This window comes from Porticoccus sp. Uisw_050_02, from assembly GCF_047729555.1.
GTDB lineage: Bacteria > Pseudomonadota > Gammaproteobacteria > Pseudomonadales > Porticoccaceae > Porticoccus.
In genome coordinates, this window is record NZ_CP159825.1 from 405,237 (window position 1) to 430,252 (window position 25,016).

Annotated in this window: 18 protein-coding genes and 1 tRNA gene; all 19 read left to right on the forward strand. The window is 43.2% G+C overall.

Going from position 1 to position 25,016, the window contains the following annotated elements; translation table 11 throughout:
- Nucleotides 1–129: 129 nt before the first annotated feature.
- The 19 genes from recA to ABXT41_RS02030 all read left to right on the forward strand — a co-directional run bounded on the left by recA (nt 130) and on the right by ABXT41_RS02030 (nt 25,002).
- On the forward strand, nt 130–1,176 hold the full coding sequence (gene recA, locus ABXT41_RS01940; protein ID WP_415391157.1) for a recombinase RecA: 1,047 nt from the start codon (nt 130–132) through the stop codon (nt 1,174–1,176).
- 134 nt (nt 1,177–1,310) lie between these two features.
- Complete coding sequence (locus tag ABXT41_RS01945) at nt 1,311–1,769, forward strand: regulatory protein RecX (protein WP_415391158.1); 459 nt, start codon at nt 1,311–1,313, stop codon at nt 1,767–1,769.
- 15 nt (nt 1,770–1,784) lie between these two features.
- On the forward strand, nt 1,785–2,648 hold the full coding sequence (locus tag ABXT41_RS01950) for a M23 family metallopeptidase (RefSeq protein WP_415391159.1): 864 nt from the start codon (nt 1,785–1,787) through the stop codon (nt 2,646–2,648).
- 158 nt (nt 2,649–2,806) lie between these two features.
- The gene (locus ABXT41_RS01955; protein WP_415391160.1) at nt 2,807–2,992 is read left to right on the forward strand and encodes a Trm112 family protein; all 186 of its coding nucleotides are present in this window, start codon (nt 2,807–2,809) and stop codon (nt 2,990–2,992) included.
- Between the two features lie 45 nt (nt 2,993–3,037).
- On the forward strand, nt 3,038–3,388 hold the full coding sequence (locus ABXT41_RS01960; RefSeq protein WP_415391161.1) for a histidine triad nucleotide-binding protein: 351 nt from the start codon (nt 3,038–3,040) through the stop codon (nt 3,386–3,388).
- A gap of 110 nt (nt 3,389–3,498) precedes the next feature.
- On the forward strand, nt 3,499–6,099 hold the full coding sequence (gene alaS, locus ABXT41_RS01965) for an alanine--tRNA ligase (protein WP_415391162.1): 2,601 nt from the start codon (nt 3,499–3,501) through the stop codon (nt 6,097–6,099).
- 168 nt (nt 6,100–6,267) lie between these two features.
- Entirely contained in the window at nt 6,268–7,503 is a 1,236-nt protein-coding gene (locus tag ABXT41_RS01970) for an aspartate kinase (RefSeq protein ID WP_415391163.1), read from the forward strand.
- Nucleotides 7,504–7,649: 146 nt separating this feature from the next.
- Nucleotides 7,650–7,740 (forward strand) — tRNA-Ser (locus ABXT41_RS01975).
- A gap of 494 nt (nt 7,741–8,234) precedes the next feature.
- A complete protein-coding gene (locus ABXT41_RS01980) occupies nt 8,235–10,172 on the forward strand; it encodes a hydantoinase/oxoprolinase family protein (RefSeq protein WP_415391164.1) in 1,938 nt (645 codons plus the stop codon).
- Nucleotides 10,172–10,576 carry an acetone carboxylase subunit gamma gene (locus ABXT41_RS01985; RefSeq protein WP_415391165.1) on the forward strand — a complete coding sequence of 135 codons (405 nt, stop codon included), beginning with the start codon at nt 10,172–10,174 and terminating at the stop codon, nt 10,574–10,576. Before ABXT41_RS01980 ends, ABXT41_RS01985 begins: the two co-directional genes overlap by 1 nt.
- 65 nt (nt 10,577–10,641) lie before the next feature.
- Nucleotides 10,642–12,789, forward strand: a complete 2,148-nt coding sequence (locus ABXT41_RS01990) for a hydantoinase/oxoprolinase family protein (protein WP_415391166.1) — start codon at nt 10,642–10,644, stop codon at nt 12,787–12,789.
- A 15-nt stretch (nt 12,790–12,804) separates the two neighbouring features.
- Nucleotides 12,805–15,084, forward strand: coding sequence for a hydantoinase B/oxoprolinase family protein (locus tag ABXT41_RS01995; protein WP_415391167.1), 2,280 nt, complete (start codon nt 12,805–12,807; stop codon nt 15,082–15,084).
- A 2-nt stretch (nt 15,085–15,086) separates the two neighbouring features.
- Nucleotides 15,087–15,938, forward strand: a complete 852-nt coding sequence (locus tag ABXT41_RS02000) for a hypothetical protein (protein WP_415391168.1) — start codon at nt 15,087–15,089, stop codon at nt 15,936–15,938.
- 15 nt (nt 15,939–15,953) lie between these two features.
- Nucleotides 15,954–17,564 carry a class I adenylate-forming enzyme family protein gene (locus tag ABXT41_RS02005; RefSeq protein ID WP_415391169.1) on the forward strand — a complete coding sequence of 537 codons (1,611 nt, stop codon included), beginning with the start codon at nt 15,954–15,956 and terminating at the stop codon, nt 17,562–17,564.
- Between the two features lie 97 nt (nt 17,565–17,661).
- On the forward strand, nt 17,662–18,927 hold the full coding sequence (locus ABXT41_RS02010) for a thiolase C-terminal domain-containing protein (protein ID WP_415391170.1): 1,266 nt from the start codon (nt 17,662–17,664) through the stop codon (nt 18,925–18,927).
- 24 nt (nt 18,928–18,951) lie between these two features.
- Nucleotides 18,952–19,935: an NADPH:quinone reductase gene (locus tag ABXT41_RS02015; protein WP_415391171.1), complete on the forward strand. Its 984-nt coding sequence runs from the start codon at nt 18,952–18,954 to the stop codon at nt 19,933–19,935.
- A 487-nt stretch (nt 19,936–20,422) separates the two neighbouring features.
- Entirely contained in the window at nt 20,423–22,207 is a 1,785-nt protein-coding gene (locus ABXT41_RS02020) for a DUF1302 family protein (protein WP_415391437.1), read from the forward strand.
- Between the two features lie 92 nt (nt 22,208–22,299).
- Nucleotides 22,300–23,748 (forward strand): DUF1329 domain-containing protein, encoded by a 1,449-nt coding sequence (locus ABXT41_RS02025; protein ID WP_415391172.1) that lies wholly within the window; start codon nt 22,300–22,302, stop codon nt 23,746–23,748.
- A gap of 198 nt (nt 23,749–23,946) precedes the next feature.
- On the forward strand, nt 23,947–25,002 hold the full coding sequence (locus ABXT41_RS02030) for a WD40/YVTN/BNR-like repeat-containing protein (RefSeq protein ID WP_415391173.1): 1,056 nt from the start codon (nt 23,947–23,949) through the stop codon (nt 25,000–25,002).
- Nucleotides 25,003–25,016 lie beyond the last annotated feature (14 nt).

Consider the following 25,016-nt stretch of genomic DNA (forward strand, 5'->3'; position numbering starts at 1 on the left):
ATCCTAGATTGAGGGTCCAAAATAGACTACTGTATGACTATACAGTATAAAAAATTTAAGTTAAGCTACTTAAAAGTTTATAAATCAAGTAGCAATTATTCAATCTTCAAAAGGCTAAAGGAAGTAATCATGGACCCTAACAAAGAAAAAGCTCTACAGGCTGCACTGGCGCAAATCGAACGACAGTTCGGTAAAGGAACAGTGATGCGGATGGGTGACAAAGAGCATCAAGCTGTGCCAGCGATTTCCACAGGATCTCTGGGCTTGGACGTATGTCTAGGAATAGGAGGATTACCCAAAGGCCGAATAGTGGAAATATACGGACCTGAATCCTCGGGAAAAACTACATTAACCTTGCAGGTTATTGCTGAGGCGCAAAAGGTTGGAGGAACCTGTGCTTTTATTGATGCAGAGCATGCTTTAGACCCTATTTATGCAGAAAAATTAGGTGTTAAGGTTGACGATCTTTTTGTCTCACAGCCAGATACAGGAGAACAAGCATTAGAAGTTACTGACATGCTGGTTAGGTCTGGAACTGTTGATGTACTAGTAATAGACTCGGTGGCCGCACTAACTCCTCGTGCTGAAATTGAAGGAGATATGGGGGACCATCATGTAGGCTTACAGGCAAGATTAATGTCGCAAGCATTGAGGAAGTTAACTGGGAATATAAAAAATGCAAACTGCCTTGTAATTTTCATTAATCAAATTCGCATGAAAATAGGCGTAATGTTTGGAAATCCAGAAACCACCACAGGTGGAAATGCATTAAAATTTTATTCATCTGTACGCTTGGACATTCGTCGAATAGGAGCGGTAAAAGAAGGCGACGAAATTATTGGAAATGAAACGCGGGTTAAAGTTGTTAAAAACAAAATTGCCCCCCCATTTAAGCAGTGTGAATTTCAGATTCTTTACGGCCAGGGAATCAACCAACTGGGTGAAGTTATAGATCTTGGGGTCCAGTGCGGTTTGGTTGAAAAAGCCGGCTCATGGTATGCCTATAATGGTGATAAGATCGGCCAAGGTAAATCAAATGCGTGTGAGTATTTACGTGAAAATCCTAACGTGGCAAGCGAGATAGAACAAAAGATTCGAGCTCAGTTAATGCCTATAGTAGAGAAGAAAAGTAAAGTAGAAAAAGATGACAGTGCAAAAGGTAAAATAGAAACTTAAGATTATATTTTACTAAGTATTCTTTTACATAAAATAAACCGTACTTTATTCTCAAGATACGGTTTTTTTATGACTTACCATAAAATCAAAAATGATCATTAATATATGAGGCAGGAAGTTCAACCATATTACCCATGACAAAGTTAAATAATGATAACCCGTTAAGCATTATTAGATATCGAGCGCTATCTTTGCTTGCTCGTCGAGAGTATTCTTTTGTTGAATTATTAAGCAAGTTAACTGACAAATTGCCAGATAACCCTGATTTAGTCGAGGGAATCGTAGTCACACTGAAACAGCAAAATCTCCAATCCGACCAGAGGTTTGCTGAGATGCTTGTGACTAGCCGAATAAGGCGAGGATATGGCCCTATCCGCATCCAAGCCGAACTAAAATCTCGCGGCGTAAGCAAAAATATTATTGAGTTAGCTTTGATTAAAAGCGGGGCGAATTGGCTCTGCCTAGCAAAAGAGGCATTGAGTAAAAAATATGGATCTGATACTTGCGATGAATTTTCCGATAAAGTAAAACGTAGCAATTTTCTGCAATATCGCGGATTTAAGTCAGATCATATATCCGCATGTTTTAAATGATGACGAGCAAGCCAATTGAAAGAATACTTAAAATATAATTATTTTCATGTGGGAGCGGCTTGCTTTCGATGTACGCTGATAGCGACAGTTTTTTGTTTGGTATCCAGCGCCTATGGGTTTAAATTGCAAGACACTCTAACTCAGGGATCTTTGGTGGTTGGTCATATTGCTCCAGGCTTAAAGCTAGAATTTATGGGTCGAAAGATACGGGTTGACGATAACGGTCTGTATGTTTTTGGGCTCGGGCGTAATGCGCCACCAGAGATTACTTTAACTACTTCCAGTACTCTCGGTGACAAGCAAAAAAACTATATATTTCCAGTATTGCAACGAAAATATAAGGAAGAACAGGTATTTGGTGTTCCTCAAAAAACAGTTACACCGCCTATTGGAGCGCTTAACAGAATTCGTAAAGAGGCAGCTGAAGTTAGACTTGCTAGAAGCAAGGACACAAAAATTTTGGATTTTTTGTCGGGGTTTAGGATGCCTTTGGAGGGAAGAATTACAGGGGTTTATGGTAGTCGTAGAGTCTATAACGGATCCTCGGGTAATCCTCATTATGGCTTAGATATTGCAGCCCCAGTGGGTGCCAACGTTTATGCGCCGGCGCCGGGAATAGTCGAGTTGGTTCATCATGATATGTTCTATTCTGGTGGAACATTAATCATTAATCATGGCTACGGTGTTAGCTCAACGTTTATCCATTTGAGCGAGGTGTTGTTGTCTGTCGGCCAAAGAGTCAAAAAAGGTGATTTAATAGCTAAAGTTGGTGCTACAGGAAGGGCAACTGGGCCTCATTTAGATTGGCGCATTAACTGGTTCGAGGTAAGGTTAGACCCAGAGTTGGTGTTAAAGCGCTTACCGTCTGCGGATGATTAATTATTTTTAATTAACCGTGGACTTAATTTCGTAACTATCAGGCTAAGAAAGTAATTCTTTAGACCCATATCTTTTGTCTGCTCTAGAGGCATAGTGTTGGGGCTGTCTTTGGCTTAAACTTGTCTTACTGGTAGTAATAATTTATTTCGGAGAGCGCCATGATTGATAAGAAATTACTAGATATTTTGGTGTGCCCCATGAGCAAAGGGCCATTAGAGTATGACAAAGAACATAATGAGCTGATTTGTCGCCTTAGTGGACTGGCTTATCCCGTACGAGACGGTATCCCGATTATGCTTGAAATAGAAGCACGTCAGTTAACCGCTGATGAGAAATTAGGATAAGCAGCAGTTAAAAAATTAGAACCAAGCGTAAGGTTGTAGTGAAAAATGGCAGATAAAACACTGTTTGAGAAAATCATGGTTGGCGATATTCCTGCTGATATCATGTATGAGGATGAGTATTGTGTTGTTATAAAAGACGCTGTTCCTCAGGCGCCCACGCATTTGCTAATCATTCCGAGAAAGCCTATTTCTATGTTAGCAAAAGCCGATCTTGATGATAAAGAGTTACTGGGACACTTGCTGACGGTAGCTAATGATATGGCCAAGAAAACTGGTATTGATGAAGCCTTTCGCGTAGTAATAAACAATGGTGCAGGGGCCGGACAAACGGTTTTCCATTTGCACCTGCACTTGCTTGGCAATAAAAAGTTCGTTGAAAATAACTTGAGCTTCTGATGAAGCCTTGATGTCTGTAATGTAACTTTTGAATAAATGCCAGCCATATTTGGCTGCGTGACATTATCATTCTAAAGCAGCCTGAATAAAGCTGTAGGGTTTAACTAGTTATGAAAACTGCTGAAATTCGTAATGCATTCCTGAAATATTTTGAACGCCAGAACCACGAGTTAGTGGCTAGCAGTAGTTTGATTCCTGCAAATGACCCAACGTTATTGTTTACAAATGCTGGCATGGTTCCGTTTAAAGATGTTTTTTTAGGGAACGAAAACTGTAATTATGTGCGCGCCACTTCATCCCAGCGTTGCGTGAGGGCTGGAGGAAAGCATAACGATCTAGAGAATGTCGGATACACAGCACGACACCATACTTTTTTTGAAATGCTGGGAAACTTTAGCTTTGGGGACTACTTCAAACGTGACGCAATCAGGCTTGCTTGGCAGTTTTTGACAGAAGAATTGCAGTTACCTAAGGAGCGCCTGTGGATTACTGTTCATGAATCAGACGATGAGGCGGCAAGTATATGGCTGGACGAGATAGGGGTAAGCCCAGACCGTTTTTCTAGATTAGGCGAAGATAATTTCTGGCAGATGGCAGATACAGGACCCTGTGGTCCCTGCTCTGAGATTTTTTACGATCATGGGGAGGATATTCCTGGCGGACCGCCTGGTAGCCATAATGATGAGCTTGATCGCTATATTGAGATATGGAATTTAGTTTTTATGCAGTATGACCGAAAAGCTGACGGCACCATGGAGCCTTTACCAAAACCCTCTATTGATACTGGAATGGGACTTGAGCGTATCACTGCAGTTATGCAGGGCGTGCACAATAATTATGATATAGATCTTTTTCAGGCATTATTGAAAGCTGCAGCTAAGGCAACAGGGACTAGTGATTTAGAAAATAAATCATTAAGGGTGATAGCTGATCATATTCGTTCTTGTAGTTTTTTAATCGTAGATGGGGTGTTGCCATCTAACGAGGGTCGAGGCTATGTATTGCGTCGTATTATTCGTCGAGCGATTCGCCATGGTAACCAGCTGGGTCAGAATCAACCATTTTTTCATGACCTGGTATCAGACCTGGTCGATATAATGGGGGATGCTTACCCAGAGCTCATTGGGGCTCGCGCGCATGTTGAGGAAGTGCTGCTAAAAGAGGAGCGGCAATTTGAAAAAACTTTAGATAAGGGCATGTCATTATTGAGTTCTGTTTTAAGTGAACTGGAGGGCGATGTTATTTCCGGAGATGTCGTTTTTGCACTCTACGATACATATGGATTCCCTGTTGACTTAACTAATGATATTGCGAGAGAAAAGGGCTTGTCATTGGATATGCTGGGCTATGAGAAATCTATGGCAGCTCAACGCAAGCGGGCTCGAGCTGCTGGAAAATTTAATACTGACTACATACAGCAGCTAAAACTTGATGGAGAGACTGATTTCACTGGCTATGATTCTACTTTAGGCGAAGGCAACGTTATAGCATTGATTCTGAGGGGAGAGTTAGTTGATCGCGTTTCCGAGGGTGATGAGGCTACCATTGTGCTCAATAGTACTTCTTTCTATGCTGAGTCTGGTGGACAGACTGGAGATCATGGGTGTTTGCGAGCTGATTCTAGCGAGTTTAAGGTCAAGGATTGTCAAAAAAAGGACTTGCATTTTTTGCATATTGGTACAGTGGTTTCAGGGTCTATTGATGTGGGACAAAAACTTTATTCATTGGTTGATGCTAGCGATCGTTTAGCTACGGGGCTTAATCATTCCGCTACTCATTTGTTGCATGCAGCTTTAAGGCAAACCTTAGGTGAACATGTTATGCAAAAAGGATCGCTAGTGGACAGCAGACGTCTTCGTTTTGATTTTAGTCATACTGAAGGCATTTCGCCCGAACAACGGAAATCCATAGAAGGTGTTATCAACGCAGAAATTCGTCGAAATACAGTAGTGAAAATTGATATCTGCGATATGAAAACAGCTCAAAATAAAGGTGCTATGTCTTTGTTTGGTGAAAAATATGGCAATGAGGTGAGAATGCTGACTATCGGGGATAGCTTTTCTGTAGAATTGTGTGGCGGAACTCATGCTCTAAGTACCGGCGATATCGGCCTGTTCAAGATTGTTTCTGAGATAGGCATTGCTGCAGGCATTCGTCGCATTGAAGCAGTGACCGGTGAACAGGCGTTAACTTACGTTAATAAGTTAGAGTACGATTTGGAGGCTGTATGTCATACTCTCAAAGCCAGTCCTGATAATATTGCGCAAAAAGTGACGGCTTTATTGCTTGAATCTAAAGAATTAGAAAAACAAAATGCTCGATTGAAAGGAAAAATGGCTAACCTGGCCGGTGTTGAACTGCTTTCTGCAGCTAAGGAAATAAAAGGTATTCAGGTGCTGTCGGCGATCATTGACGGAATAGATCCCAAAACACTTCGTGATACAGTAGACCAGTTAAAGTACAAACTGGGTAAAAGCGTGGTGATACTGGCAGCAATCGATAAAGATAAAATTTTCCTAGTTTCTGGTATTACCCAAGATATCTCTAGGCAGATCCATGCCGGTGATTTAATGGGTTTTGTCGCCTCCCAGTTAGATGGTAAAGGTGGAGGTCGTCATGATATGGCTCAAGGGGGAGGTACAAATATTAAGGCGCTACCAGAAGCAGTTAACTCCGTTTTTGGCTGGGTCGAAGAAAAACTGAATAGTTGAAACCTTGGGTTGATCAATGGCTGGCTTTGTGTGAGTGATATACCTTAACTTTTATAGTGTTTTGTTGTTTAATTGCCCACCTTTTTGTAAGTTGCTTTTAGCTTATTGTGAGAGATTTAGCTCGACATTCAATCTGCAAAAAATAATATCTTAGAGTTTAGGTTATACATGAGTTTACTGGTTCAAAAATTTGGTGGCACTTCAATTGGGACTGTTGAAAAGATTGAGGCTGTAGCTGAAAAAATTTGCGACGCTCGGAAGCGTGGCGACGATATAGCTATAGTGGTCTCTGCTATGAGCGGCGAAACTAATCGGCTGATTGCACTAGCAAATGGTATCCAAAAAAATCCCAGTTCTCGCGAAATGGATGTATTGGTATCCACTGGGGAGCAAGTCACAATTGCTTTGCTGTGTATGGCGCTGCATAAACGTGGTTGTGCAGCCAAGTCCTATATTGGATCACAGGTGCGTATTCTTACAGATAGCGCGCACTCTAAGGCTCGGATTGAAGCCATTGACTCCCATCGTATGGAGCAAGACCTTGATGAAGGAAAGGTAATCGTAGTTGCTGGCTTTCAAGGCGTTGATGAGCGCGGAAATATCACAACATTAGGGCGGGGCGGCTCTGATACTACTGCTGTGGCTTTAGCTGCTGCATTGAAAGCAGATGAGTGTCAAATTTATACGGATGTAGACGGTGTTTATACAACAGATCCTCGGGTGGTTAAAAATGCTCGACGTCTGGATCATATTACTTTTGAAGAAATGCTCGAAATGGCCAGTCAAGGCTCTAAGGTATTGCAGATAAGAGCCGTAGAATTCGCTGGGAAATACAAAATTCCTCTCAGGGTTCTATCTAGCTTCAAAGAGGGCCCTGGCACTTTAATTACACTTGAGGATGATGACAATATGGAAAAGCCTGTTGTTTCTGGCATCGCTTTTAATCGTGATGAAGCTAAGCTTACAGTGCGAGGGATTCCTGATGTTCCTGGGAGCGCCGCTCGAATTCTAGGTGCAGTTGGCCGAGCCAATATCGAGGTTGATGTAATTGTACAGAACGTCGCCCAAGATAAGACAGCATCTTTAACATTTACCGTCCACAGAGATGAAATGAAGAATGCAGAAGTTGTATTGAACAAGGTTGCAATGGAATTAGGTGCAACTTCAGTGGAAGCTGATGCCAATATTGCCAAGCTAGCTTTGGTTGGCGTGGGAATGCGTTCTCATGCAGGCGTCGCTGCGACTATGTTTTCTACGCTAGGTAGAGAAAATATTAATATTCAGATGATTAGCACATCAGAAATTAAAATCACGGTTGTGATTGCTGAGGATTTTTTAGATTTGGCGGTGAGATCATTGCACAGTGTGTTTGAGTTAGATGACGATGCTAGGCCTTTAAAATAATTTTTTAGGTTGACTATCCTAAGCATACAAAAAATAAAACCAAAGTTGTTTGATCAGCTTTGATTTTTGAAGAGGTGTTGTTATTATGCCGCCTCGAATTTAGATGCTCTTTTTGGATTTATCAGTTATTGAGAGCTGCATATTTTGGAGAGGTGGCCGAGTGGCTGAAGGCGCGCCCCTGCTAAGGGTGTATAGGCTAATACCCTATCGAGGGTTCGAATCCCTCTCTCTCCGCCACTTACAAAGGTAAGTAACACTAAAGGGTTTAGGCTGTTAGCTAAACCCTTTTTTTATGAGCAAGATTGTGAGTAAAAAGGACTTTTATTCCCGTGAAATATTTATCTTGTCTGAAGAAGTTTCGGAAGATGACTCAAGTGATAGCTTAAATAGCTCGCCTAAGAGTGGCTCAGCAAATAAAAAATAGCAGAAAAAAGTAGACTAATCCTAACACCTGTTTTTTTGACCACTAAAAAATTATACTTTATTGAAACAATTAGTGAGTTTATTGGATAAAATTAGACCTTGTTTCAATTTTATTGATTACTATAGTGACTATAGTTTAAAAAAAAGCAAAAGAAGCAAATTTTTTATAATTCGAGTGGTTGGTTGTTTTCTGGAAAAGTTACAGTTATTGCTAACTTTTGCAGATGCTCGTAGAATAAATATTTGTCCTCATGGGTCACAATAAATAGAGACCTGATTTAGCAATTTAAGAACGAAGGTAGCTCGATATGGGAATGCTCATTAATATCGATAACGGCGGCACCCTCACAGATATATGTGTGCTGAAAGATAATGATTTTTATAAAACAAAGACACTCACTACACCTTATGATTTAAGCAAGTGCTTCTTTGATGGACTAAAGGATGTCTCAAAAGCCATATATGGTGAAGAAAACGTTGCTCGATTACTCGCTGAAGTTGATCATATAAGATATTCAACTACTCAAGGTACTAATGCTATTGTGGAACGCAAGGGCCCCAAGCTAGGAATCGTTATCAATAAGGGGCATACAGATTTAATTAGTCTGATGAGAAAGCAAGATCAAGATTTGTTTGATTTTCTTGTGGGCGATCGTGTGGAAGAAATAGAGCTAACTGATTTGCAGGACGCAGAGCGCGCAACTGAAACTACAACTGCTATTACCCGATTGACTGCAAGGGGAGCAAATCGGGTTGTGGTCTGTTTTGATGTTGATAAAGCAACTCAATATGAGTCTCAGTTTAAAAGAATTGCCTTTGATAATTACCCTCGGCACCTTCTGGGTGCTGTTCCTATGCTGTTTGCTAGTGAGCTAGCTGAAGATATTTCTCCTAGCCGTCGTGGTTGGACAGCGCTGGTTAACTCTTTTTTGCATCCTGCGATGGAAAGTTTCTTGTATAACGCAGAAAATCGTTTACGTGAATATCGAACAAAAAATCCATTACTTATTTTTCGTAATGATGGCGATGCATCTCGAGTTGCTAAAACTATTGCATTAAAAACATATAGTTCTGGGCCTCGTGGCGGAATGGAGGGCGTTAAAGAATTTAGCAAGCAGTACAAACTTCCTAATGTGGTCTCTATGGATATTGGTGGGACCACCACAGATATCGGGCATATAGTAAATCATACCGTACAAGAATCACGTCATGGCAATGTGGAAGGGGTGCCTATTTCGTTCGGTCTTTGTGAGATAGCAAGCCCGGGTGTTGGCGGAAGTTCTATCTTATCCGTTAACGGGAAAGATATTAAGGTGGGACCAGAAAGCGTAGGCGCGGTACCTGGACCAGCAAGTTTTGGTCGTGGCGGCAAAGAATCTACGATGACAGATGTCAATCTTTTGACGGGACTGCTTGATCCTCAAACTTTTTTTGGCGGCGGATTGAAGCTTGATATTGACAGAGCTCATGCTGCTATAGAAGAAAATATTGCTACTCCTTTGGGCGTTTCTTCTGACGAAGCCCTTCTTAAATTACGTGATGCTTATGATCAAAAAGTTGCTGATGAGCTAACTGGTTTCGCTACTGTTTCTGATGAGACTGTCTTGCTAGCATTTGGTGGGGCCGGCCCAATGAGTGCTTGTGGTGTAGCCGATAAGTCTGGCATTAGAACTGTGTTTATTCCAAAAACTGCGGCAGTGTTCAGCGCTTACGGTATCGGATCTTGTGACATAGGGCAAAGCTATGCAGTTGTTCTAGCTGACTATAAAAATGAGACATTAAAGTTAGCATATACCGGCTTGGCAGAGAAGGCTGGTCGAGATATGTTTGCAGAGGGTTATTCTGAAGGTGATTATCAAATTACCGCTCAGCTTGTTGGCACAAGCAAGGATAGCGAGGTTGTTCATGTGCTGGCTAATGAGATTGCATTTCCTAAATCTTTGTCTGGTTCAGACTCGGTCATATTAGAGTTCTCTGCTAGAAAAATACTCAGAGCAGAGAGTCAATTACAGGCCAAAGTGTCCAAGGGTGCTGTGGCAAAAAAAGATAACGTTCGATCCATTTTTGGAGATAACGGAGAGTGGAGCGACTTACCAGTTTATGGTGTGAGTAGCATGAAGCCTGGCGATCATGGTGCTGGTCCAGCAGTTATTGAAGAGGAATACTTTACATGCTTGGTTCGTCAAGGATGGAGTTTTGTTGTAACTGAATTGGGCGACATTTGTTTAACAAAGGGAGCCAAATAATGAAAGTATTAATGACTGAATATCTTCGAATAGATTTAGATTCAGAGAACTGGGAATGCCGTGTATGTGATCATACGGTCGGTCCGGCCCGCGGAAATTATAAAGAAGGTTTATTGGTGTACAAGAGAGATCCAGAAGATATCCATCCTTCTGTTATCGATCCAGAAAAATATAACTTCACTTTTTGCCCTGATAAAGACTGGGTGAGCATCTATGAATTTTACTGCCCGTCCTGCGCTACTCAGGTGGAGGTTGAATACACCTTCCCTGGGCATATGCCACTTTATGATATGGAAGTGGATGTAGATGCTCTTAAAGAGCAGTGGAGCACAAGAGAGGAACTTACGGAGCCTACGACAGGCCCTAATGTTCTAGTAGACAGGACTCACGGCCATAATCATTAATGCAGCGGACTTATTCTCTTACAGGAAGATAATCCATAAGCTTTAAAGTTTTAGGAAATAAAATTATGAAACGTATATCTGTAGATATCGGTGGTACTTTTACTGACTGCTTTGTAGTGTGGGACAACAAGTACATCGAAACTAAAGCGTTGACGACACATCAAAACCTTGCGTTGGGTTTTAATGAGGCTCTTGAAAAGGCCTATCAAGAACTTGGTGTGGGTATGGAGGAACTTCTAGCAGGTGTTGACTCGGTTCGTTATGCAACCACGTTAGGCACTAATGCCTTGATTGAGCATAAGGGTCCTCGTATGGGCATGCTAGTAACGGCTGGTTATGAGGCAATGGTGCCCTTGAGTAGGGCGCGTGGATACGGCGAAGGTTTGGATGATCTAGGCAAACAAAATCTTCCTGATGCACAAAGACCAGCACCTCTTGTACTGCCAAGTATGATTGAAGGTGTACGCGAACGTTTAGGTTTTGAGGGCGAGCTAGTCATGCCCGTTGATGAAGACGATGTTCGTCGTAAGATAAGAACCTTGGTAGATAAAGGCGCGCAAGTCATCGTAGTATGTTTGGTTAATTCGGTAGTAAACCCTGCACATGAAAAACGAGTAGAGGAAATTTTGCTGGAAGAGTATCCCACGCATTTGCTTGGCTCTATTCCTGTTATTCTTTCTCATCGTGTTGCAGGTCGTAAGGGTGAATATGTGCGTGCTACCTCAGCAATTGTGGATGGCTATTTGCATTCTACTATGTACCACGCTATGAGCCAGCTTGAACAAAATCTCCGAGCAAACTCATACTCCAAGCCTATGCTCGTCATTCACAACTCGGGTGGCATGGCTCAGTTGAATTCTACAGATGCGCTGCAGACCATTCATTCTGGCCCAGTATCTGGTATTAGTGCTGCAGAACATCTCGCTAAAGAGGCGGATCTGGGAAGTGTGATCGCCACAGATATGGGAGGAACAAGTTACGATATTGGTATCGTCGTTGAGGGGGGAATTAAGCATTATGACTTCAATCCCGTTATTGACAGATGGCTAGTATCAGTCCCTATGGTTCACCTAGTTACTCTAGGTGCAGGTGGAGGCTCCATTGCTTCGTTTGATCGTATGTACAACGCTGTTGCGGTTGGTCCCAAAAGTGCCGGCTCCGACCCTGGTCCAGCTTGTTACGACCGAGGCGGAATGAATCCCACGGTGACAGATGCGGATTTAGCCTTAGGTTACCTTGATGCGGAAAATTATGCAGGCGGCAGCATACCCCTTAACCCTAAGCGTTCAATGTTTGCCATTGAAGAAGCCTTATGTGACGATTTGGATGTGGAACCAATCGCAGCTGCATTGCTGATCAAAGAAAAAGTAGACAGCAATATGGCTAATGGCGTCAATACAGAACTAAGAGTCCGCGGTTACGATCCGAAAGATTTTACCATGCTAGCTTATGGTGGTAACGGGCCTCTGCATTGCTGTGGTATTGCTTCTAAGTTAAAAATCAACAAGATTCTTGCTACCCCAATGAGCTCTGTTTTTTCTGCAGTGGGTGCAGGTAATATGCATCAAATGCACATTCATGAAACATCGTTGTTCATGGTGCTGTATGACTCTACTGCTCGAAAAGTGTTCGATAATTATGTTCGGTTCAATGATCTTGTTGTTGAGCTAAGCAAGCGCGGCCAGGCTGACCTTGTCAGACAAGGTCAGCCTGTTAGCGATATCAAGCACTCACTAGAGCTAGATATGCGCTATGGAAACCAATTGGTTCAAACTACAGTAGTGGTTTCAAAGCATTCTCTTGAGTCTGTCATGGATGTGATGAATATTCTTGATCAGTTTTCAAGCGACTATGGTAAGCGTTTCGGTGAGGGCAGCCAGGCTCCGGAAGCTGGCATTCGCATCAATACAATACGTGTAGCTTCTTATGTGGAGCATGACACAGTCAAATTCGATCACATTAAACCGATAGCGCAGAGCGAGCGTATTGCTCCACCTGCCCCAACAGCTACCCGTGTGTGCTACTTTGTGGGTGACGGAAAACCTGTTAAAACACCTGTTTGGGATAAGGCAAATATTCCACCAGGAACAGAGATTGTCGGCCCCGGTCTTGTATCGTCAGAGGTAACAACTTATCTGATCGAGCCAGGCTGGAAATATGTTTCTGCTGAACAAGGTGCAGTTTGGTTTCTTCGTACAGAAGACAAGAATTAAAGAGGTGGATATATCATGAATAAGGATGCAAATATTGAACTTGATGTTCAAGATCAGAAATTAATCAAAAAATTTCTTAAGGATACAACATTATTTCTTGGCCCAGATCCTGAGATCATGCGAGATCATCGCATTATGCCTAGGACTGAAACAGAAGAAAGGTGTATGGACGAATACACCGATTTAAACCAAATTGCTTCCATTCGTGACCGCCTTCAGTCTGCGTGCGAAGAGGGATTCGAAATGGTAGAGCAGATGGGTGCAGCTCCTGGAGCAAAATGGGGCGACATCATCACTGGCATATATTCGGCTTCTGGTGATTTAACCATTGGTAGTGCTGGTGGCGTGTTGATTTTTTCTGCCCTAGTGCATCACCCTATCAAGTTTATTATTAAAAACTGGATAGACGAAGAAACAGTTGGTGTTAATGAAGGTGACGGATTCATTCATAATGATTCTCGATACGGCAATGTGCATAATACCGATCAAAGCATGATTCTGCCTGTTTTTCATGAAGGCAAGTTAATTTGTTGGGCCGCCTCCACTGTCCATGAGGGAGAATGTGGTGCTATCGAACCTGGTGGTATGCCTACTATGGCTGAGACATCTTTTGATGAAGGCTTGAAAATGTCTCCTTTCAAAGTGGTGGAGAATTATAAAATTAAAAGAGATCTGCTGACTTTCTTGCAGAATTCTGTTCGTGAGCCAAAATTACAATACGAAGATATGAAGGTGAAACTATTTGCCTGTATGCGTCTAGAGCAGAGAATTAAGGAGGTTTTTGCCTCTGAAGGCCCTGATGCCCTTACAGCCTGCTTGAGATATACGAATGAGAGTGTAGTTGAAGAGGTTCGACGTAGGATCAGTGGGTGGCCGGATATGACTGTCCGCACACATACGATCATGGATAGCACATTGCGTGAAAATGCGCTTATTAAAATGAACCTAACTCTCGTAAAGAAAGGAGATAGGTTAATTTTTGATTTTTCTGGCAGCAGCCCAGAGTTCACTAATCGTGCTATTAATACCCAACTTCCCGGTATGAAGGGAATGGTTGGCCAAGCATTCATGAATCACATCTGGCCTGATCTACCTCGAGGGCAAGCTGGTTTGTCTCCTGTTGAATTTAAGACTACGCTGGGGTCAATAGTTGACTGTACTTATGCTGCGCCAAACTCTCAGAGCTTGATGTCAATCTTCCATAGCTTCACTGTAGCTCAGCATGCAACTGCAAAGATTCTTTATAGTGCTCCTGAGAAATTTACACGCGTACTGGCTCCTTGGCATAATATGATTAATACCTTTATCTGGGGTGGCGTGAATCAGCACGGGGAAACCTTGGGTAACTTGTGTGCAGACCTTAATGGAATGGGTGGTGGTGCTCGGATGGATAGAGATGGAGAGCATGCGCTTTCTCCAATATTTGCAACTATGGCAGATATTGGCGAGCAGGAGATGAACGAAGAAGATGTTCCTTTCCTTCAGCTTGTTTCTAAAAAAATGACTATGGATACTCAGGCTCCAGGTAAATATCGAGGTGGCATGGGGTATACTCAAATCGCTTCAACAAAAGATAGCGATGCGTGGGGCTTTATGACGTCCTGTCAAGGTTCGAAGGCTCCAACCATTCAGGGTTTATTTGGTGGTTATGCGGCAGGTGCAATGCCGTTGTGCAGGGTTTCAGGCACCGATGTATATGACGTTATGCTTAACGATCCTCAAAGGATGAGACACTCTATACCTGAAATTATGAATGAGCAGCCATTTGAAAATGCTATTTATACCACCCAGCATTTAGGGTTAGGTTTTGAAATATCTAAGCGCGGTGAGCTTTATATGATTTCTCAGGGCTCTGGTGGTGGGTATGGAGATCTACTCGAGCGTGATCCAGCTCTGGTGATCATGGATATAGAGGAGTCGCTTATATCTCCGGATTGGGCCAAAAAACTCTACAAGGTGGTATTTGACGAAAAAACACTTGCTGTTGATGAAGCTGCAACGAAAAAAATGCGTGATGAATATCGCGAACAAAGAAAAAAGCAGGGTGTGCCTTATGCGGAGTTTGTTAAGAAGCATGTAAGAGACATTCCGCCAGATGACGTACCTTTTTATGGTTCATGGAATGGAAACAACGAGCAAGTGTATTGCGGTAGCAATGACGATCTAAGGGATGCTAACAATCCTGGTGCAAACTACATGATCAATCCGAAAGATGTACGAATTGGTGAGCTAGAGAAAGAACTTGAAGTAGTGAGAAAAAAGGCAGGGATTGTTGCTACAAATAACAGGACATAACAATGGCCGTTGATCTGGTAAATTACCTATCGTCGGGGGAGGGTTCTCCTCGACTTTGGGTAAATTTTAATGAGTATGCAAAAACGCTGTTGCTTGGAAATGACAGTAACCCTTGGGTTACTCCAGCTTCTTATTTGGCATATTACACGCAAGCTCACTCTTTAGTAAAAGCAGACGTAGTGGTATTGGATATTTGGGATCTCTTTCATCACTGGATGGAGGAGGACGCTAGCGCAGTTTCTTCCATGGCTGAAAAAACTCGCGCTACTTTTGCCTTAAAGACGCTATTGGAGGCCTATGCACCTAGAGAGCTTCTTGCTGAAGTCTTGACTGCAGTCGATAACAATTACGGTAATTCAGCACCCATTGTTCTAGTTATCCCATCCCCAAGAACTTTGCTAGTTAGGGCCCATAAGCGTGCGACAGGAAACGATCTTCAGCCTGATGAGATGGCTATAGACACTGCCTCCATGTATATGGCAGATTTCCTACGATATTTCAGCGAAACAAACCTATCTGGCATCCTGTTGGTGGAAGATCCAAGCTTTATGCCAGAAAGTACTGAGGAAATATCTTGGTATCAGCCTGTATTTAATGTGGCGAAACATTATCGCTGGTCTGTTGGCTTGCAATTACCCTTCCTGGATGGCGGATTTAGCGCACCAGTCGAGATTGATTTTACTATTATCCCTGAGCAGTCAGTCGCCTCTGCTGAATCACTTGGCGTTGATATCTCTCAGTCGCTCTGGACGAATGGCGGCACCCAGGAATCCAAGGGTTTTCTATACCTGTCTATTCCTGCTGACGTCAACCCTGAAAAAGTTCTGGAGACCCTCTCTTCACTTAAAATGTAAATAAGGCAATACAATATGCGCCTTGTTGATTTTTTAGATCAAAGCACGGCTCTTTCTGATGCTGGAGACCAAGACGCTAGATTTTTTGATTTAGATAGTCAGTTGTCTCTCAGCTATCAAGAAATGGTTAATGCGTCGATTCATCTCGCTGCATTTTTAGTACGAAGAGGAGTTAAATCTCAAGATGTAGTGGCAACCTATGCGCCAAATTCTGTTGCTGCCTATTGTTGTATCTTTGCTATTTCTCGTATAGGTGCAATTTGGTTGCCTCTGAATATCAGAAATACTTTTAATGCCAATCTTAAGCTGATTGATTTATCGGATGCCAAATTCTTGTTTGCTGATGAGACGATTTCTATTGACCATCCAGAGATCTTCGAGCGCTTTAGTTTAGAGCAGTTGGCCTGGCTGGACGGAAAAAAAATCGCCGATTTTGATTTTTCTTTCCTTAGGCAAACAGCTGAGTATGGCCGCTCATATGACAGCAACCTACATCAGAAAAATTCGGAAGACGTCCAACCCCTTGAATTGTCCAAAGGCGCGCTTGTCTCTTTATTTGCTACCGGAGGTACAACTGGAGATTCTAAGCTTGCAGAGTGGGACCATGTTGTTTGGGGGGCAATCGTTAATATTCAACGCCAGCTAATGCCAGTCACTGATATTCCGCCTTGCTATCTTGTTGCTGCAGCAATGACCCATGCGGCAGGAATTGGCTCTTTTGCAACCATACTTGAAGGTGGCTCCATTGTCGTGATGGACGGGTTTTCGCCAGAAAAACTACTTGCCGCTATAGAGGCACACAAAGTAACAAGTCTGTTCCTTCCCCCGACAGCTATTTATATGCTGCTCGCTTTTAGTGGAGTTAATTATTACGACTACGCTAGCCTACGCTATTTTTGGTATGCCGCGGCACCTATGTCTACCAAAAAACTCAAGGAGGCGATGTCTATATTCGGTCCAGTCATGGTCCAGACTTATGGCCAGGCCGAAGCCCCGATGATATGCGCATTCTTATCGACCCAGGATCATGTTAGTGCTTTAGCATCAGAAAATAATTCGATATTAGGCTCTTGTGGTAAAGCATCCCCTGGAATTACATTCGCTATTGTCGATGATAGCGGATGCATGCTTCCTCAGGGACTGCAGGGAGAGATCGCTGTAAAAGGAAACTTACTGATGAAGGGTTACCATAGAAGCTTCGAGGCTACTAATGCTATTAGGGTTGATGGCTGGCAGTTAACTGGCGATATAGGTGTGCTAGATAAATGTGGCTACCTTTCAATTCTAGACAGAAAGGGTGACATGATTATCTCCGGAGGGTTTAATGTTTATCCTGGCGAAATAGAGCAACTGATATGGGGTATGCCGGGTATCAAAGATTGCGCTGTGATTGGGCTGCCTGACGAGAAATGGGGCGAACAGGTTACCGCGGTGATTGAATTGAAAGATGCCAGTGTGATTCCCGACAAGGAAGAGATCATTCGGTGCTGTAAGGAAAAATTAGGCAGCATTAAGACGCCCAAGCAGGTTCTTATTTTCGATGAGCTGCCTAGAAGTCCCGTAGGGAAAGTCCTTAAAAAAGAGTTACGTGCAATGTTTTGGGATGACCAGAAAAGAAAGATTTAATTGAAGTGTCACCTGTGCTGGCTGATTATTGGCCGTAAAGACAGGGCGCTCTCGTTGGTATATAAAATACTTGTAATTAATTAGAGGGGTTCTCATTGTGAATGTCAGTATAGTTGGTGCATATAATACAAAATTTGGTGCGTTTGTTAAGCGCGATCGCGACGCTGGTACAGTGGAAGATCTTAAGACTTTTTATGAGCTATTAATTGAAGCTGGATCGGGTGCAATTTCAGATGCAGGTCTTGAGGCAAAAGATATCGATGCGATTTGGGTTGGGTCCTGCTCCCCATCATTGTTCGTTAACCAAGAGCATGTTGGCCCCTTAGCACTAGAGATTGATCCGGAAGGGCTGTTATTTAAGCCAACCACAAGGACAGAGGGGGCTTGCGCCACTTCCTCTTTGGCCATTTACAATGCTGCTTATGCGGTGGCTTCTGGACGTTTCAAGCATGTCCTTGCTCTGGGTGTTGAAAAAATGAGTCTTCTCAACACGCCTGGAGTGACACATGCTTTGTCATGTTGCTCCTATTGGCCGGAAGAAGGGAAGCACGGTATGACGTTCCCTGGGTTGTTTGCAGAGCTTGGGTTAGCCTACCAACAAAAACACAAACTGACCGATGATCAACTGAGAGTTATGTTAGCCCATGTTTCTGCCCTTAATTATCGTAATGGAATCCAAAATCCTTTGGCGCACTTTGGTGCGGGTAGCCTGCCAGACAAGAACCAATTGGTTACAGCAGAGGCTATTCTTAATTTACCGGATGAGGGTAAAGGCAGCAACCCTATGATCGCACCACCACTAAGACTGCATGATTGCTCTTTGATTACTGATGGTGCGGCGGCAGTTGTACTGACTTCATCCGACAATGCTAAAAGTAATTTCAAGCATGCAGTTGAGCTGAGCGGCGTTGGACATACTACTGATCGAATGATGCTTAATGGTCGCAAGGGTCGATTGCATGAACTACAGGCAACACGTCGCGCTGTTGAGCTTGCCTGCACGGAGGCTGGTATTGGTGTAGCTGATTTGGATTTTGCAGAGGTGCATGATTGTTTCACAATAAATGAATTGCTATGTGCTGAGGCGATTGGATTATCCGAGCCTGGGCGTGCTGGGTTTGATTTAATGGAAGGCAAGTTTGATCCAGAGGGCGATTGCCCTATTAATCTATCTGGAGGACTGAAGGCAAAAGGACACCCAGTGGGAGCTACCGGTGCCTCGATGCATGCGTTAGCCTATAAGCAGTTGACAGGCCAGCCCATTGGCATAGCAGCCAAAGAGAACGCTGAAATAGCCATGACAGCCAATATTGGTGGATCTGGCGTCACCAATTGTGTGTCTGTATTGAGAAGAATTCAGTAGATCCTTAAAGGAGGATGCGGACTAATGAAAGCCATAACATTTAATACTTTAGGTTCCCCGTTAGATGTCTTGGTAGTCTCCAATATAGAGAAGCCTTCGCCTGGCAGTGGCGAGGTTTTGATTCGTATCTATTCATCTGCAGTGAATCCTTCAGATGTTAAAAAACGCGCTGGCCCGTCACCTGGATTGCTGGATCATGGATTTATTGTCCCTCATAGTGATGGCGCTGGTGTTATTGAAGCGGTCGGTCTTGGAGTTTCAGCATCTAGGGTGGGTGAGCGAGTGTGGCTTTATCAGTGCCAATACAGCCGACGTTTTGGCACTGCCGCTGAATATGTTTCCATGCCATCAAATCGTGCGGTGACTTTGCCAGCAGCCACTAGTTTTGATGAGGGTGCCTGTATGGGGATTCCTGCCATGACAGCACATCGGTGTGTTTTTTCAGATGGACCTGTAGCAGGAAAGACTGTACTTGTGACGGGCGGAGCCGGAAGAGTCGGCAATTACGCTATTCAGTGGGCTAAACAAGCAGGCGCCCAGGTGATTGCTACAGCTGGAAGCCTGAAAGCCAAAGAGGACAGCTTGGCAGCAGGTGCTGACAAGGTCTGTACTTATAGTGGACCTGACCTCTCTCAGGCTGTTTTAAGCATGACATCCGGAAAGGGTGTGGATCGTGTGATCGATGGAGAGTTTGGCGAAAATCTGCAGGGTGTGCTCGATTTGATAGGTGTGGGTGGCGTTATTGCTACTTACGGCTCTATGCAGGTTCCAGAACCGTCGCTTCCATTCAGAAAGATGATGTTTCTTGATCTCACCCTCCGCTTGATACTTGTCTATGCAATGCCTGAAGAGGCCAAGCAAGAAGCCGTGCGTGACATTTCATCCAGTCTTGATGGGCATTTACTCAAACACAGGATTGCCCATCGGTTGCCTTTAGATGCTGCAGCCACGGCACATGAGCTTGTAGAGAAAGGCGGCTTTTATGGGGCTGTTGTTCTCCGGGTGTGAGATTGAATGTTGAGATGAGCTGAGCTGAGCAGAGCTGAGCAGAATGCAGGAGTTTATGGGTGCTAAAAGGACATTCTGTGTAATTTGAGCCATAATTTGGTGCAGAATTACTAAGATATAAGTTATTTTTCACATAATAGGCATTAAATTGAACTTTTTTCATTATGAGTAATCAGCGTTATGTCACCCATCACATTTTCTTATATGTTAGTTTAAATAACTGTTTTTAAAGTACTTTATTTTATATTTTTATTTTTTTTTTCGAAAAAATATATTTTTTCTTCATTTTTTTTTCACAAAAATGTCATCTTTAGACCTAAACATGCTTGATACTGCTGCGCAACGGGCATATATTGTGCAAAGCCGTGGTTATTTAACGGTGTTCAATTGTATCCAATGTAATAAGTGGGAGAAGAAAATGGTGAGAACAACAACCACCAGCATTTTGAAGGTCGGCGGCCTTCTGCTGGGATTTGGGGGCCTTCTCATGGGAAGCAGCAATGCTTTCTCTGCGTATGGCTACGGAGGGGACAATGAACCCTTCTATAACTTTAACTGGAGCGGCTATCTGAGAACAACAGTAGGCGTGATGTTGCAAGATAACGATGAAACAAATGCAGATGACAAATATCGCATGAACCAAGCAGAAGCAGTTCTGCATTTGGATTTCGATGTGAAAACGGGTCCTTTGAATTGGAAAATCGTTACGCGTTTTGATAAAGAAATGCAAACTGACTACCTAGATGACCTAGAAAATAGAATGGGAGCTACGGCTAACCAGTTCGGTCTTCAGGGTAACTATAGTCAACAAAATGGTGAGGGCGGCGGAAGTGCTATAGGCGGCTACCCAGGCCAGAATGGTAAAGATGGATCCTTCATGGATCAATACGATACCGTTGACGACGCCATGGATATTTTGCGTGAAATTTATTTCGACGTTAACTTATTCGATGATCGATTGATGGTTCGTGTTGGACGCCAACAATTAGTTTGGGGTGAAAGTGATTTCTTCCAAGCTATGGACGTGGTGCATGGCTACGATTACCGTGGTCGTTTGTTCTATGAGAATAATGAAGAATGGCGCAAGCCCTTAATGTTGTTTAACTTCAGGTTAGACTTCTATGAACTTGGTGGTAGCTTAAACTGGTACATTCGTCCAGGTTGGGATCGCGCAGAGGACATGGGTAGCAACTACAACATCGAAGGCGGACGTTGGATTCCACATCCTTATCGCGGAGTCGATTTCACGCAGTTCACTGATTCATATCGCACCGATCATAAATCAGGCGACTGGTCTGACATGACCTACGGTATTCGTTGGAATGGAGAATGGGGTTCAATAGGCTATTCATTTGCTTATATGAAAACCTTCAATCCAGCACCTATCATGAGCCCACACAGCTCAACTGGTACTAATGGTGCTCGTACGCTTTCATCTCCAGGCTCTAATGGTTACTTAGATGGTGGTTTTTACGACTACTACGGTATTCAGGGTGCGACTAATTCCTATGGTAACGATGAAGCGACTACCGGAAATCTGTTAGGTGATTGGATGTACCCTGAGATTGATATTTTCGGCTTCACTATGACCGGATTTAATCAACCACTGGATGCAACCATGAGTATGGAAATTGCTTTCATTCCTAATAAACCATACAACTTCGGTTCTCCTTATTCGGATCTACCTGGTTGGAACGGTGTAATCGAGAAAGATACCATCAATATGATGTTCCGTATCGATAAGGAATTTAAGTGGATGGAGTCTCTAGGAACACATCGTCCTTCATTGTCTAGTATTCAGTTGTTTGACACTTGGATTTTGTCTCATGATGATAAAGATCAGATCGTAGAATTTGCTTCTTTCGGTGCACAAAAGAAAGAACATACTGCTTACTTGACTATCTTTACATTAATGAACTTCCATCGTGACACCATTAACCCGTCATTCGTGGCTGGTACTGACTTGACTAAAGGCGGCGGTTTCGCTATTCCTGCGGTAGAGTTTGTTTGGGGTGATGATTGGCGTCTAAAAGTTGAAGCCGATCTTTGGTTCAACGACGGTGATGCGAAGAAAACCTGTAACGTGTCTGCTGATGCATATGGACACGAAGAACTATCTGGCAACACTGGTTGTGGCAGCGGAGGTGGAGCAAGAGCAGCATATAATGGCGGCGGTGATGCTCTCTTAGGTAAGAGAGAAAACAGCGCTGGCTTTATGGATTACTTCGCTGGCGACAATCAGCTTGTATTTAAGTTGACTAGACAGTTCTAAGATAAGATTGACAGTTCGTTTGAGTATGTTTGCACAATGAGTACGATGTATGAGTTGTGCAAACATCACTAAATAAAACTTGGAGTATTATTATGTATATGAAGCTAATTACTACTTCGGTAGTATCGCTAGGACTGCTAGTAGGGGCATCTCAAGCCTTTGCTAAAGCAGATTGGGCGGATGATGCTAGCAAGCCTAAAGGCTACGTAGCTAAAACTGCTGACGGCACTGCGCCAAACGCATTATTTTACGGTGAACCACCCGCAGCAGGTCGCTGGGATGGCGGTCCTTCTCCTATTGAAGCACTAGGTGGTTGTACTGGTGAGGCAATGGAAGCAGGTGTTGTGATCCAGGCTTCAAACCTTGACGCTGTTAAAGGTCTTTGTTTTGAAGGAAAAACTGTTGGCAGCATGATTACTGACAACGTTGAATGGATGATTCGTGAGAAAGCCCTGATGATTAACACTCGTCATTCAGAGTTTATCGAAATGGATCCACAATACATGCAAGCTACAATAGATGGTGCGGCCGATGTTGTTTACGGTGCTCCAGCTAATGGTAGTAACTGTGGTGTTGTTTCTGGTTGGAAAGCAGGTATGTTTTTCGATCCGCAAAAAGTAAGCATGGATGATCCTGCTGCAGGTTGTAAACTAATCTGGAACCTACGTTCACCTACTTATGGTGCAACAATGGATCTACGTCACATCTCTTGGGTGTTCTTGGATGCTCATTCAGGCATGGAACGTATTCAGCGTTGGTGGGCTCGTCGTTACTACATGGAAGGCCGTTTAGACGGTGGTCCAGTATCTGAAGGTGACGGCACTATCTTGCAAAAAACTGTACTTGTGGCAATTTATCCACAAGACATTAAAGGTATTGGTATCTTCTCTGTACGCTACAACGATCCGACTTCACAGAAGCCTGATGACGTTTATGCATACCTAAAGTCTGTGCGTCGTGCACGTCGTCTTTCAGGTAACGCATGGATGGATCCAATCGGTGGTACAGTACAGTTGTACGATGATTGGGATATCTGGGATGCGGTTCCTACTAAGTATAAAGAAGTTAAGTTGAACGGTAAGCGTTGGATCTGGGCTATTGCTCACGCTCCACTAGTTACTGTTGACCTTGCGTTCAAAAATACTATTAAGGAATTCCCTGCTGTAGATATGGATACTCCTCCTCACTTCTTCCCTAACGAACAAGTTCAATGGGAACCACGTGAAGTGTACGTTATTGAGGGAACTCCTCCTGACGAGCATCCGTACAGCAAGAAAATCGTTTATATGGAAATCGATTACCCACGTCCTTACTTGGGTGAAGCGTACGATAAAAACGGTAAATTCTGGAAAACCTTTATCTTCCAAAATCGTATCGATTATGGTGATGACGGTTACCAAGCATTGATGCCAGTTGTTGGTCACATCATTGATTGGAAAGCTGAGTTCTCTACTACTTGGTCTTCTAACATGAAAGCTAACCCTGACTCTGTGCAAGAAGAAGACGTAACACTGAAAACTCTTATTCAGTTAGCACGTTAGTATCAATCTAGACCATTCCGCGAGGGGTTGTTAGTGAGTTTGCTAACTATCCCTCCGGGATGTTTTTTTTAAGCTACAAAGAACAAGAACAAGAACAAGAACAATAAGAAATAGAACAGCAAAATATATTAAGATCGGCTTTTACAGAATTTTTATGACTTCATTCGAATGTCATGTATGTTTATTTTTGGGGGTTTTATGAACGCTGCTGTACACGAGAAAACTGGATTAGAACGGTTTGTACTCACAATTATAGGAATTATGCCTTGGGCAATTGTTGGAACGCTGCTGTATGCAGGACTGTTCGTTAAGCCTACGGTAATTATTAATGAAGTAGTTCCGGCTTCGATTAATGTTAGAGACAGAGTGTACGGCTTGGCTCACCAAGGCGATCAGAACTGGTTAGCTGCGGGCAATTACGGGCTTATGCTTTCATCTGCCGATAACGGAGTTTCTTGGAAGGTGCAAGACTCAACTACTATGGTCCACTTTCAAGATATTTCTGCATGGAAAGATGAACCAAATCGTGCGGTTGCAGTTGGTAATGACGGCGTCATTGTCGTCACAGAAGATGGCGGAGAAAATTGGACAACCGTTGATTCACCAAAATCTGATATAGCAAACAAATTACTAAAAGTGCATACCTATGCAGGCGGTGAAGCTGTCACTGTTGGTGAAATGGGTGCAGTTTTACGCTCAAAAGATTACGGCAAGACCTGGGCTAGACTTAAGGCTGAATGTGGTTGCGAGCTAGATGATATCTTTATGAATGATGTTGTTAAGACACCTGACGGCACCTATTACGTTGCTGCTGAATTTGGGCGTATCTTTATTACGCGTGATGATGGAGTTGCATGGGAAGAGATTCAGTCTGATAGCCCCAACAGCTTCGGTGCTATCGATGCAAAAAATAATGATGAAATCACTATCGTGGGCCTAGCTGGCGTAACTGTCAGTACTAGAGATGCTGGGGAAACATGGACTTATATAGCTCCACAGCAATCAGGCATGACAGAGCATATGATGGATGTGCAATGGTCTGATGCAATCGATAGATGGGTTGCCATCGGCAATAAGGGTAAATGGATGACATTTACCAGCGACCTTACCGATTTCGAGCCAATGAATATATCCGCTACTGACTACACATCTCACTCGGAGATGGTTATTGTCGGTGACAAAGGCTTAGCGGTCGGCGCAACAGTAGGTTCGCTAGATTTGAAAACTCGCGAGTGGACTCTTTTGCACGATTAATAAAAAATTAACTG

What these genes read in the sequence shown, in the direction of transcription:
- ABXT41_RS02000 (WP_415391168.1), top strand. Translation starts at nt 15,087, where the DNA reads ATGGCCGTTGATCTGGTAAATTACCTATCGTCGGGGGAGGGTTCTCCT.
- ABXT41_RS01960 (WP_415391161.1), top strand. Translation starts at nt 3,038, where the DNA reads ATGGCAGATAAAACACTGTTTGAGAAAATCATGGTTGGCGATATTCCT.
- alaS (WP_415391162.1), top strand. Translation starts at nt 3,499, where the DNA reads ATGAAAACTGCTGAAATTCGTAATGCATTCCTGAAATATTTTGAACGC.
- ABXT41_RS01985 (WP_415391165.1), top strand. Translation starts at nt 10,172, where the DNA reads ATGAAAGTATTAATGACTGAATATCTTCGAATAGATTTAGATTCAGAG.
- ABXT41_RS02030 (WP_415391173.1), top strand. Translation starts at nt 23,947, where the DNA reads ATGAACGCTGCTGTACACGAGAAAACTGGATTAGAACGGTTTGTACTC.
- ABXT41_RS01945 (WP_415391158.1), top strand. Translation starts at nt 1,311, where the DNA reads ATGACAAAGTTAAATAATGATAACCCGTTAAGCATTATTAGATATCGA.
- ABXT41_RS02020 (WP_415391437.1), top strand. Translation starts at nt 20,423, where the DNA reads ATGGGAAGCAGCAATGCTTTCTCTGCGTATGGCTACGGAGGGGACAAT.
- ABXT41_RS02025 (WP_415391172.1), top strand. Translation starts at nt 22,300, where the DNA reads ATGTATATGAAGCTAATTACTACTTCGGTAGTATCGCTAGGACTGCTA.
- ABXT41_RS01970 (WP_415391163.1), top strand. Translation starts at nt 6,268, where the DNA reads ATGAGTTTACTGGTTCAAAAATTTGGTGGCACTTCAATTGGGACTGTT.
- recA (WP_415391157.1), top strand. Translation starts at nt 130, where the DNA reads ATGGACCCTAACAAAGAAAAAGCTCTACAGGCTGCACTGGCGCAAATC.
- ABXT41_RS01955 (WP_415391160.1), top strand. Translation starts at nt 2,807, where the DNA reads ATGATTGATAAGAAATTACTAGATATTTTGGTGTGCCCCATGAGCAAA.
- ABXT41_RS01980 (WP_415391164.1), top strand. Translation starts at nt 8,235, where the DNA reads ATGGGAATGCTCATTAATATCGATAACGGCGGCACCCTCACAGATATA.
- ABXT41_RS02005 (WP_415391169.1), top strand. Translation starts at nt 15,954, where the DNA reads ATGCGCCTTGTTGATTTTTTAGATCAAAGCACGGCTCTTTCTGATGCT.
- ABXT41_RS02015 (WP_415391171.1), top strand. Translation starts at nt 18,952, where the DNA reads ATGAAAGCCATAACATTTAATACTTTAGGTTCCCCGTTAGATGTCTTG.
- ABXT41_RS01990 (WP_415391166.1), top strand. Translation starts at nt 10,642, where the DNA reads ATGAAACGTATATCTGTAGATATCGGTGGTACTTTTACTGACTGCTTT.
- ABXT41_RS01995 (WP_415391167.1), top strand. Translation starts at nt 12,805, where the DNA reads ATGAATAAGGATGCAAATATTGAACTTGATGTTCAAGATCAGAAATTA.